Annotated in this window: 9 protein-coding genes; 8 read left to right on the plus strand and 1 reads right to left on the minus strand. The window is 53.4% G+C overall.

Annotation, left to right across the window (positions count from 1 at the left end; genetic code table 11):
• Positions 1 to 194 precede the first annotated feature (194 nt).
• The 8 genes from DUT67_RS17685 (at position 195) to DUT67_RS17720 (ending at position 11,233) form a co-directional block, all read left to right on the plus strand.
• Positions 195 to 1,388 carry a multidrug efflux MFS transporter gene (locus DUT67_RS17685; protein WP_113627264.1) on the plus strand — a complete coding sequence of 398 codons (1,194 nt, stop codon included), beginning with the start codon at positions 195 to 197 and terminating at the stop codon, positions 1,386 to 1,388.
• A gap of 287 nt (positions 1,389 to 1,675) precedes the next feature.
• On the plus strand, positions 1,676 to 2,080 hold the full coding sequence (locus DUT67_RS17690) for a biopolymer transporter ExbD (protein ID WP_010301909.1): 405 nt from the start codon (positions 1,676 to 1,678) through the stop codon (positions 2,078 to 2,080).
• A gap of 1 nt (position 2,081) precedes the next feature.
• Positions 2,082 to 2,822 (plus strand): energy transducer TonB, encoded by a 741-nt coding sequence (locus DUT67_RS17695; protein WP_113627263.1) that lies wholly within the window; start codon positions 2,082 to 2,084, stop codon positions 2,820 to 2,822.
• A gap of 89 nt (positions 2,823 to 2,911) precedes the next feature.
• Positions 2,912 to 5,152 (plus strand): TonB-dependent receptor, encoded by a 2,241-nt coding sequence (locus tag DUT67_RS17700; protein ID WP_113627262.1) that lies wholly within the window; start codon positions 2,912 to 2,914, stop codon positions 5,150 to 5,152.
• Positions 5,153 to 5,237: 85 nt separating this feature from the next.
• A complete protein-coding gene (locus tag DUT67_RS17705) occupies positions 5,238 to 5,906 on the plus strand; it encodes a MotA/TolQ/ExbB proton channel family protein (RefSeq protein WP_048258924.1) in 669 nt (222 codons plus the stop codon).
• Positions 5,899 to 7,239 (plus strand): phospholipase D-like domain-containing protein, encoded by a 1,341-nt coding sequence (locus tag DUT67_RS17710; RefSeq protein ID WP_113632730.1) that lies wholly within the window; start codon positions 5,899 to 5,901, stop codon positions 7,237 to 7,239. Before DUT67_RS17705 ends, DUT67_RS17710 begins: the two co-directional genes overlap by 8 nt.
• Positions 7,240 to 7,272: 33 nt before the next feature.
• A complete protein-coding gene (locus DUT67_RS17715) occupies positions 7,273 to 8,634 on the plus strand; it encodes an esterase-like activity of phytase family protein (RefSeq protein WP_113632729.1) in 1,362 nt (453 codons plus the stop codon).
• Positions 8,635 to 9,001: 367 nt separating this feature from the next.
• Complete coding sequence (locus tag DUT67_RS17720; protein ID WP_113627259.1) at positions 9,002 to 11,233, plus strand: LamG-like jellyroll fold domain-containing protein; 2,232 nt, start codon at positions 9,002 to 9,004, stop codon at positions 11,231 to 11,233.
• Between the two features lie 138 nt (positions 11,234 to 11,371).
• Here the strand turns inward: DUT67_RS17720 and DUT67_RS17725 are convergent, their stop codons facing one another.
• Positions 11,372 to 12,058: a GntR family transcriptional regulator gene (locus tag DUT67_RS17725; protein WP_048258920.1), complete on the minus strand. Its 687-nt coding sequence runs from the start codon at positions 12,056 to 12,058 to the stop codon at positions 11,372 to 11,374.
• Between the last annotated feature and the right edge of the window lie 87 nt (positions 12,059 to 12,145).

Below are 12,145 nucleotides of genomic sequence, written 5' to 3' on the forward strand. Positions count from 1 at the left end.
TTCTTTTGTTGCGAATCATTACCCTCAGTGACCAATACGCCGCTGGCTATGCTATGCTCATGATGAAAGACGAAATTTTAGTCACTGTTCGTTATTAATTGAGCGCCATTCACTGTCGGCAGCACACTTTTTCACGCGCAGTCACCACGGTTTCGCCATTGGTTATTCGCTGATGAAGGCCCGTTCCGACCCCCATGGAAACCTGGAAACTTAACCTCTTCTCTACCTGGCTGGGATGTTTTTTCACCGGGCTGGCCATGAGCCAGATATTACCCTTCTTGCCGCTGTACATTGAGCAGCTTGGCGTTCACTCGCATGAGTCGCTAAGCCTGTGGTCCGGTTTGATCTTCAGTTCGTCTTTCCTCGTCTCAGCCGCCGTTGCGCCACTGTGGGGAAGCCTCGCCGACCGTAAAGGCCGTAAACTCATGCTGCTGCGCGCCGCACTCGGCATGGCGATCGTGATGTCGTTGCAAGGGTTGGCAACCAACGTATGGCACCTGTTCATACTGCGCACGCTCATGGGGCTGACCTCTGGGTACATTCCTAACGCGATGGCGCTGATCGCCTCACAGGTTCCGCGTGAAAAAAGCGGCTGGGCGCTAGGCATGCTATCGACTGGACAAATCGCGGGCGTCATTCTCGGCCCCCTATTCGGCGGATTTATGGCCGACTATATCGGGCTACGCATCGTCTTTTTCATCACTGGCGGCATGCTGTTTATCAGCTTCCTGATTACGCTTTTCGCGATTAAAGAGAGTGTGGTTAAAGTCACCAAAGAGAATCGGCTCAGCGGAAAAGCCGTCTTCGCGTCGCTGCCGTATCCGGCACTCATCATCTGTCTGTTCATTACGACAATGATGATCCAGATGGCGAACGGTTCCATCAGCCCCATCCTGACCCTGTTCATCCGCGATCTGGCTCCCGGCACCGACAATATTGCCTTTATCAGCGGCGTGATTGCCGCGATTCCCGGCGTGTCCGCCCTGCTTTCCGCCCCGCGACTTGGCCGTTTAGGCGACCGGATCGGCGCACATCGCGTCCTGATCGCCGCACTGGCGATCAGCGTACTGCTGTTCCTGGTCATGGCGCTGGTACAAAGCCCTACACAGCTCGGCATCCTGCGCTTTCTGTTGGGCTTTGCCGATGGCGCACTGATGCCAACCGTGCAGGCGCTGTTGGTCAAATACAGCAGCCAGCAAGTGACAGGCCGCATCTTCGGCTATAACCAATCATTCATGTATCTGGGCAACGTACTGGGGCCGCTGGTGGGTTCCGGCGTGTCCGCCCTGATGGGCTTCCGCTGGGTTTTCGTCATCACCGCCGTTCTGGTGCTGTGCAATACGCTACAACTCTTTTTCGCTTTCAGGAAACCGCGCGGAAAGGGATAACGCTCCGGCCAGTGGCTCTGCTGGCCATTCATTTCTCTCGCTTAGCCCCGCCCTATGTACCTCTCCCTTTCTCAGGGAATTCCTCCCTTGTTATAAATGATGTAAAAACATCAAAAAACTTATTTTTTGACAAAAAATCACCACCAATTCGTATCAGTATGAAAAATTAATCACATAAATGTAAAAAAAATTAAACAAACCCTACCTATATTGGCTGCTTTGTTTCGGCGCCACGCGAATTGCCCTGTTCAAACATTCAGACATTCGCGCCTGTAGGGAAGTGAGTAATGAGAAACTGGAACGAACCCAAGAAGCAAAAAGCCCACATCGATTTGGTCCCCATGATCGATGTGATGATGTTCCTGCTGGTCTTTTTTGTGCTGATCAGCATGAACGTTATTCCTGCGCTAGGCCTGAAAACGCAGCTCCCCGCCGCAGGCAGCGCACAACAACTTAAGCCGCAGAAAAAAGCGATCATCACGCTTGGCGCACAGGATCATCTTGAGCTGGACGGACAGCCGATGGCCCTGAGCGATCTCGTTACGACGCTGCAACAGCAGCAGCAAGATCAGCAAACCACCATCATTATCAACAGCGATAAAAGCGTCGAAGTTGAGCGTCTGGTCGCCGTGATGGATACCCTGCGTCAGGGTGGGTTCTCGTCCATTTCTATCGCTACCCGGAAATTGTGACATGTATCAGCTCTATCGTTCACGCCACGCCATCAGCTGGTTGCCATTGCCGGTCTTTGCCACCTGCCTGTTCTTCGCCAGCCAACAGCCGCCGCTGAAAGTTCAGCAGCAGTACGACGAAATGGCCATGGCGATCACGCTGGCTGAACCGGAACCGATTCCCCAGCCCGAACCGATCCCTGAACCAGAGCCGGTGCCACAACCTGAACCCGAGCCTGAGCCGACGCCGGTTAATGACCCTGATCCGATCATAGAAGCCCCGCCGGTTACGCCTCCGAAACCGGAAGTGAAGCCTAAGCCTAAACCAGAGGTTAAGCACAAGGCGGAAACCAAACCTAAACCGACCCCCACGCCAGCTAAGCCGACTACGCCACGCCCGGAAGCTCCGGCCAAGCGTACGGTACCAGTTGCTCCTTCCGCGCCGTCGGTGAATGTCGCCGCGCTGGAAAATAGCTATGCACAGGCGCTACGCGCACAGCTTGAACAAACCAAACGCTACCCGACTGGACGACAGGCATCGCTTGAACGCCCCGAAGGTCGGGTTGAAGTCTGGCTGGAAGTCGATCGCACAGGGCGAGTCATCAATTCTGGGATCAACAGCAAAGCGCCCAATATGCTGCTGAACCGCGCGGCACAGGCCAGTTTACAGAGCATCAAACAGGTTCGGGCCTTCCCTGCCGATGCCTTTGCAGGACAAAGCACAAAACGCTTTTTAGCCACGTTTGATTATCAGGCGCAGTAGCGTTTCGCACCTGAGCAAGAGAGTGAATCAGCAAAATAACGTCAACAATACGTTGATAAACAAGCTACTGATAATATTAGGATTGTGAAATGAAACCGTTCAAACTTTCTGGGGTATGTTTGTCCGTCGTCGGCGCATTATTGGCAGGCTCCGCGCTGGCGGAGGAGGCGACAAATGTCGGCACCATCAACGTTCAGGGGCAACCGCTCGGCGCAGGGCTAATGGTTCAGGAAGACAGCGCCAAATCGCGCTCGACCGTGACAAAAGACGCACTGGACAAAATGCCCGCAGCAGGCAACGCCATCGATAAACTGAAATACACCGCAGGCCTGAACGTCAGCAGCAATGACGCCAGCGGCTTGAGCGGCGTCAGCTATACCATGCGCGGCATGAGTGCGGATCAGGTCGGCCTGTCGTCGGACGGCATTCCCGTCAATGACTCTGGCGACTACGCCGTGTACCCGAACGGAATGGGCGACCCGGAAAACCTGGAGCAGATTTTCGTTACCCAAGGTTCGTCAGAAATGGATGGTCCGCACATCGGTGCCAGCGGCGGTAACATTGGGCTCGTTTCCCACCGTCCGGCGAAAGAATTTGGCGGCTTCGTTAAGCAGACATTCGGCAGCAACAACCTCAGCAAGACCTTCGCACGCTTGGAAACCGGTAAACACAACGGCTTCAGCAGTTGGCTTTCTTACTCGTATACCGATTCCGACAAATGGCGTGGCGCAGGGTATTCCCGCGCCGATAAAGTCGAGTGGAATGGCCTGTACGAACATGAAAATGGCCACAGCAGCAGCCTGATCGTGAAATATAATCAGCAAGATACCATCAACTATTCGACGCTGAGCAAACGGCAGTTCGAGCAAAACGGTCGTACGATGGATTACGCCACTGCGCCCGTTTACAACAACCGTGGACAGATTTCCCAATACTACAAACTCAACCGTAATAACTTTGAAACGCTGAACGTCACATTTACTCAGAAATTGCAGCTACGCGATAATCTGGCACTGACCTTACAGCCTTATTATTTCTCGACGAACGGAGGCAGCTTTGGCAGCGGAAGCGCCAGCGTATTGTCTGCAACATCAGACCGTGCAGGTAACTACGATCTCAGTAATCTGACATCCAACACCTACTACCGCCCGTCGTGGACGGAAACCTGGCGACCGGGTATCACCACCAAGCTGAAATGGGATCTTAACGACGAGCATAGCCTAGATATCGGCTACTGGTTCGAACGTGCCCGCCAACGCCAAACGCAGCCATTCATTCCGATCCAGAGTGACGGCAACCCCGTTAACGTCTCCGGCAAACCCGGCGATGCGAATCAGATCACCGACGCCAACGGGAAAGTGGTTCAGGGTCGTAACCAGTTTACCGTCACGCCAGCACATAAAATCTGGGTACAGGACACCTGGTTCTTCTCACCTGAATGGACGTTCACCGGCGGTTTGGCCTATCAGCACGTAGAACGTGACGGCACCAACCTCGGCAGCTTGTATAACGTTGCAGAGAAAAAGAACAAGAAGTACCACGAATTCCTGCCCAGCTTTAACGCGGCTTACCGCATCAATACCGAAAATCAGCTGTTCTACAACATCACGCGCAATATGCGCACCCCGCCCAACTACGTCTTGTACAACGTTGGCGATTCCATCAATACCAAACCTGAGCTGAGCTGGAATCAGGAACTCGGCTGGCGCTTCCAGGATGAGGACATGCTGCTGAGCGCCTCGCTGTTCTTTATCCGCTTTACCGATCGCCAGATCTCCAGCCGTGACGCCAACGGCGATTACGAAATGATCAATGCCGGGAAAGTAGAAAACAAAGGGCTGGAACTGGAGTGGAGCGGCAAGCTGCCTCATAACTTCAACTACTTCGCCGCTTACACCTACACCGACACCGAGCAGAAAAATAATCTCGCCACCAGCGGCAGCCAGCTCCCCACCACGGGCAAGCAGGTCGCCAATGCACCGAAGAATATGCTCAACCTCGGACTGGGCTATGACGACGGCCTCTACTACGCGGGCGTGAATAGCCGCTACGTCGGTTCGTTCTACGGCGATATGACCAATGACGAGAAAATCGGCGGACGTACCGTTTTCGATCTCAGCGCCGGTGTCTATCTGCCAGTGGATAAGAAGATCGTGAAAAGTGCCACCTTACGCTTTGGCGTCAGCAACCTGTTCGACAAAGAATATCTCGACTCGGCGCGCTCGGTGAGCTTCAACTCGAGATCGTATAACGGCGTATCGGCAGGCACACCGTTTTACAACGTCGGGGAAGAACGCACCTTCAGCGCCTCACTGGAAGCCACGTTCTAATTCAATTACGTAATACGACAGCGCGGGCAACCGCGCTGTCGCCAATCACAAATCACGCCCAACAAGGCAACAGAAGGATCAGGCCATGAACGCCGATATGCTGCACGAGATTATTTTCTACGTCATGTACGCCTCACTGGTGATCGCCCTGATGATCATCATCGAACGCAGTCTCTATTTTTCCTATACGCGTCGGCAGGCCAAACGTCTGGACCGCGCGCTAACGGCAGATATTCGCCACGTCCACGATCTGCCGGACGCACTGACCCAGCGCCCCAGCCTGCCTATCACGGTAGTCACCCCCGTTCTGGCGCAGTCACATCAGGCAGAAAACCGCGATGCGCTTAACGACCTGATCGACGCACAATATCTGCAAAGCAAGCCACAGCTGTCTCGCGGGCTATGGATTCTGGAAACCGTCGTTACCGCAGCACCGTTGCTGGGGCTGCTCGGCACCATCATGGGGATCATCGAAACCTTCAAAGCCCTGTCCGCCGCCGGAATTTCCGACCCAAGTCAGGTTTCTGCCGGAATGGGAACTGCGCTGTACGCTACCGGGTTGGGGATCGCCATCGCGCTGGTGTGCCTGTTGGGGAATAATTTCCTGCAAAGCCGGATGGAACACATCAACGAAATGCTGAAAGTCCTGCTGATTCGCGCCGGAATGCCGCATACTCGCCAACAGAAAGCGGGCCCTGCGGTGGCACATAATTCCATGACAGAGAAAGCGATGGCGGAGAAACGCTATGCTTAATCGTGGTGGTTTCACCTATCCGGGGCGACGTTGGAAGCATTCCATCTACACGCTGCTAGCAGGAGGCGTATTGTTTATTGTCAGTGCGTCAGCCCATGCCGACCCTAGTGCGAGCGGCTATCGCATTCTCGGCTATGAATTAGTGTATGACGCCCCGGTAGAAACCACGCTGACCGCCCCCGATTTACGCCCTAGCGATGCGGTGTGGATATCGCTGTTTGATAACGCCCAGCACACGATTGAACTGGGCCAATTCTATGTTGCTAATCAGGCAGGCACTCGCTTCGATAGCGTCTTGCAGCATCTGCGTGCCGCCGGAGAACGCGGCGTGCGAATCCGCCTGTTGCTCGAAGAAAAAGGGATAAAAATCTCCACGCAGGACACGCTGGATCAGCTAAAAACCATTCCGAATCTGGAACTGCGCGTGATTCCCTTTGAACGTCTGAGCGGCGGTATTGTGCATGCCAAATACCTGCTGGTTGATGGCAAACAGGCTTACATGGGTAGCCAGAATCTTGACTGGCGAGCACTGGAGCACATTCACGAAACGGGGCTATTGATCGACGATCCGCACGTGGTTAAGCAGATTAGCACCATTTTTGAACAAGACTGGCAGGCACAGGCACGACTGGCTAGCGGTGAAACCGTTCCGCCACTACCCGCATCAACGGACGCCGTTGACCGTTCAGGCAACTATCTGGTTGCCAGCCCCAAAGCGTTTAATCCCGCTGGCGTGATTGATTCCGAAGAAGAACTCCCTCGTCTGCTGGCGGAAGCCCAGCAACAGGTTCGCATTCAGGTGATGGACTATGTCCCGCTCTCCTACGGCCCCGATAAAACGCGCCCGTATTATGCAGTTATCGATAATGCGATTCGCACCGCCGCCGCACGCGGCGTACAGATAGAGCTGATGGTGTCCGAATGGAGCACCAAAATGCCGAATATCGCCTACCTGAAAAGTCTGGCGTTGATCCCAAATATCCAGATAAAAACGGTGTCGATACCCCAAGCCAGCAGCGGCTTCATCCCTTTTGCCCGCGTGATCCATAGTAAGATCATGACCATCGACGGCAAAAAAGCCTGGATCGGCACCAGTAACTGGAGCGGCGGCTATCTGGATAACTCGCGTAATCTCGAGATGGTGATTCAGAACCCAGCGATGGCGCAGCGGGTAGACCTGCTCTATACACAACTGTGGAACAGTGCGTACGCGCATCCTCTGCGTATTGATTATGATTACCCACAGCCCAATCCGGGTGGTGTGAAAGAAAAAGAGAAAACGAAGGAAGACAGCCCTTCATCCACGACAGGCGGCACGGTCACCGCACCGTAGCCACCACCAGAATGACATTTGATGGGGAATAGCATGAAACACACGTTGTTAGCACTGCTGGTTGCCGGATTTCTGCCGTTCAGCGCGCAAGCCGAAGGAGAAAAAGTGACGCGCTATGTCGTCACCTTCCCGGCTGGCGATCAGGTTCCATATCAGGGCAAATTCGCCAAAAACTTCCCCAACGGTCTGCCTGTCGGCATTGGCTCTGGCCTCTATTTCACTGGTAAACAGGGCGATGACCTGATGTTCACCACCGTCACCGATCGTGGCCCGAATGCCGATGCACCGCTGGTCGGCGAGAAAGACGCCAAGATATTCGCCAGCCCTGATTACGCACCACTGATGATGGATATTCGAGTCAGCGCGAAAGCAGCCGAAGCCATAAACCCTCGCTCGCTGCACGATGCAGAGGGCAACATCACTGGCCTGCCGCTGCCAGCAGACTTTATTGGCGCCACCAATGAAGTGGCGCTGAATGATACCCTGCAACCGCTCAGCACCAGCCAGCGTGGACTCGACACTGAAGGCGTTACGCCGGATGGCAAAGGCGGCTTCTGGCTGTGTGACGAATACGGCCCGTTCCTGATCCACGTTGATGCCAGTGGGAAGATCCTGCAAAAATTTGGCCCAACGCCTGCGGGCAATGAGCACTCGGTTGCCAGCGGCTTACCAAATATTATCAAGTGGCGTCAGCCGAATCGGGGCTTTGAAGGGCTGACTCGCCTGCCGGACGGCACCATCGTCATGGCTGTGCAGAGTACGCTGGATATCGACGGCAAAAGTAAAAACAAAGCGCAGTTTACGCGTCTGGTGATGTTTAACCCGGAAACCCAAACCAGCCGCATGCTGGGTTATCCCATCAACATCGACAGCTATAAGAAAGCGAAGGATGCCAAGATCGGCGATATCGTCGCACTGGACAATCAGCGTATTTTACTGGTCGAGCAAGGTACGGATAAAGACAAACAAATGCAGAACCGTATCTATCTGGTCGATCTCAGTAAGGCGAGCGACCTGACGCCGTTCGATGCCAACGGTAAATCGCCAGAATTTGACGATCCCGCCCAATTGGAAAAACGCGGTATAACGCTCGCGCACAAGCAGGAGCTGGTTGACCTACGTAAGCTCGGCTGGCAGCAGGAGAAAGTGGAAGGTCTGGCGCTAGTCGATAAACAAACGCTAGCCATCATTAACGACAACGACTTTGGCCTGCAATCCGTACTGCATTCTCCCGTGAAAGCAAAAGACAAAGCGGACGACTACCAGGTCACTGCCGACGGCAAACTCACGCGAGACGGAAAAGCAGTCGATACGACGTTGGAAATCAAACCGTTGCAGAAACCAGAAGCCGATAACGAGCTGTGGTTGATTACATTGACGCAACCGCTGAAATAGCGATTTCAATAAGATAGCGCGCAGCATGGGTCTCCACCGGAGGCTCATGCTAAACGCCCCAAAAAAGCTGAGATAACACGCTACGCTCATTGGTTTTCATAAAAAAATCAATGCGTGCTTCCCATACCTCCCCGTAATACAGATCAAAAATTTTCCAGCACGATTTCCCTCGACACTTCAATAAAGAAAGCCTTATTTTCGGCACTCGGTGTGTGCAACACATCAAAAAATACAGGTACAGAGCAACTGAGGGATCGCACAGCCCTTTTCCGTTGCCTGATAATCGACAGGTTATGGAAAACCGGAGCGGTGTTGGTAATAGGTGAAGTGATTCAACACACGTATTCAATAGGGAAGTTAAACCACCATGAAAAAAATACCGCAACAGCGACACAACGAGAATTCAAACACATCTATTGATTCACACGCTAAAACAGAAAAGCTGGGGTCATTGCCTCGTCGCCGCTTTTTACAAGCCGGAGCGGGCGTGGCTTTCAGTGGATTATTAGGGCAATTCAAAGGTAATTTTCTCACTCGTGCCATCGCCGCAGTGGCAACAGGCGCTATTGCGCCCTCAATTTATGCCGAAGATCGTACCTTCTCGCACCCAGGTCTCTTGCATACCGAAGAGGATTTTTCTCGCATTCGAGAAAAGCTCGCCAGAAAAGAGAGCCCCTGGACAGAAGCGTGGACGCCTTTTATTGCCGATCCGTATTCGCAGATAGGTGCCAACCCTCGTGCAGCAGAAACGCTGATACGCGGGGGCGATGGGCAAAATTTCCCGATTCTATATATCGACGTTCAGCGTTCCTATCGTCTGGCGGTACGTTGGAAAATCACACAGGATACGTCCTATGCTGATGAAGCTCTGCGATATCTCAACGCGTGGTCTTCTACTCTAAAAACGATCACAGGCAACGCAGACCGTTGGTTAGCCGCAGGTATCTATGGCTATCAGTTTGCTAACGTCGCAGAAATTATGCGTACCTACTCCGGCTGGGCCAAGGTTGACCTTGAGCGTTTCCAGAACATGATGCTGACCATTTTCTATCCGATGTCGCGTAATTTTTTAGACGCTCATAATGGCGCGGACATCACAAACTATTGGGCTAACTGGGATCAGTGTGCCATTGCCAACATATTGGCGATTGGCGTGCTGTGCGACCGGCCGGATATCTATCAGGAAGCGCTTGATTACTACAAGTATGGTCAGGGCAACGGCGCCGGTATGCAGGCCGTGGTTCATTTACACCCCGGCTATCTGGGGCAATGGCAAGAAAGCGGCCGCGATCAGGGACACACCACGTTAGGAATGAGTTTGGGTGTCGCATTTTGTGAAATGGCGTGGAATCAGGGAGACGATATCTACGGCTATGCTAACAACCGTTTTCTCGCCGGTGCCGAATATGTCGCGAAATCCAATCTTGCCGATGCAAACGGTGCCTATTATCCCGTACCGTGGAAAACCTATCGCAACCGACATGGCTGGATGGAAGGGTTGGGCACGGTGAGCCAAGGGAATAACCGACCATGTTGGGAAACCATCTATAACCACTACGCCAAACGCAAAGGGATTGATACGCCCTACGTTTATAAACAGGTGCAGAGACTCTCACCCGAAAATGGCGGAGGTGGTGATGGTACGGGCTATGGCACGTTGCTGTATACCCGCGAACTGACCGTCGAGAATTCTGCCTTGAAGCCAACGGGGTTAACCGCTTATCGCCGTGGGCAAAGTATTGAGCTTTCATGGTGGGGTGTCGTCGGCGCCACAAGCTATACGCTTGAACGTTCCGCCTCTGCGAATGGCGCATTTAGCACCATCGCTTACGATATTACCGATCGGCTGACCTATAGCGATCGGGATATCGCTGCCAACGCAATCCGCTATTACTATCGCGTTAAGGCCGTAGTTAATGGCGCAGAAACCACGGCATCTAATGCGGTGAGCGTCGCGATCAAAGCGGAAGAAATCTTCCATCTGGCGTTCAATGAAGGTTCAGGCACCACACTGGCTGACAGCACTGGAAAATGGGAAGCCAGCACCTTGCACGGCGGAGTCAGTTGGGGAACCGGGCCGGATGGTTCAGGCGTTGCGCTGGTGTTAGACGGCGTCGATGGCTATGTCAGCCTTACCGGTAAAGTGATGGAAAATTTAGGTGACTTCACCGTCATTACCCGCTTCTGTGCGGACGACAGGCGAGTCTGGGCACGTATTTTCGACATGGGTTCTGGCACCCGACGCTGGATCGCGCTGTTGCCGTTTAGCAATGCTGGAAAGATGTCCTTCAGAATGTCTATTCTGCATGGCTACATGATGGAAGCATTTGAAAGCACCAGCGAGACATTCCCACTCGGTAGCTGGGTAACCGCCGCAATGACAATGTCAGACAATGTCGCCGTTCTTTATATTAACGGCACAGAAGTGGCTCGCAGCGACACATTCACTCAGGCACCTTATCAACTCGGTGAGCTGAATAGCGCCTATCTTGGGCGTTCGCAATACCCAACCGATCCCTATATGAAAGGCCGATATGATTATTTCAAAATCTACGATGGAGCCTTGAGCGGCAGTGAAATTGTGGCGTTATCGCGCTGAGTGAGCAAACCATCACAGCATAAGCACATAAACGCCATGCTGTGATAGCAGCCAGAAGATAGGACGGCCTCACCCACTCGCTGAGGACAATGGACTTCAGCGAGTGCTTCCCACCAAATTATTCAACGCAATAGCGACTCAGACGTGCTCGAACCAGTCGCTATTCTGCTGTGCAATCGGCGTGATCGAATAGATCATTTCCTGTAAATGCTCACGGATCGCTTTTTCCGCCGCATCGGGATCGCGCGCTTTCAGGGCGCTAAAAATCAGGTAGTGCTGTTGGATCAAGCTTGGTGGGGGAGAAACCTGGCTCAGGCTGAGAAAACGCACGCGGTCCATCGTCGCTTTGATCGATTCGATGGTTTCCCACGCCAGCGGACAGTTGGCAATCTGCGTCAGAAGCTGATGGAAGCTGTCATCGAGGCTAAGAAACTCGCGAACCTGCTCATTCTGCGCAGCCAATTCCTGACGGCGCAAGTTGTGCTCCAGCGTCAGCAGTTGCTCGTCCGTCACCATTTCGGCTGCACGGCGCACAATGGCGCATTCCAGTGCCTGACGGATAAAGCGAGCATCCGCCACGCGCTGTTCGGAGATCTTCATTACAAACGTGCCGCGCTGCGGCATGATCTGCACCAATCCGGCCTCGGCCAGCTTGATAAAGGCTTCTCTGACCGGCTGGCGAGAAACATCAAAACGCACAGAGATTTCTTTTTCAGACAGCAGTTTACCCGGCGGAATATTGCATTCCACAATGTCTTTGCGCAGTACGCGATAAATTTGCTGGTTGACTGGTTCGCTGTTGTTGATCTGAAAAGAGGTATCCATGCCGCTGTGCTTAGCCAAGAAATTTACCGCTTATGATACACGCTTAGCGCAGCGAGTGTCAGTGTTACCGAACCCGCCGCGCTTTTC

The organism is Pectobacterium peruviense, assembly GCF_003312355.2.
Classification (GTDB): Bacteria; Pseudomonadota; Gammaproteobacteria; order Enterobacterales; family Enterobacteriaceae; genus Pectobacterium; species Pectobacterium peruviense.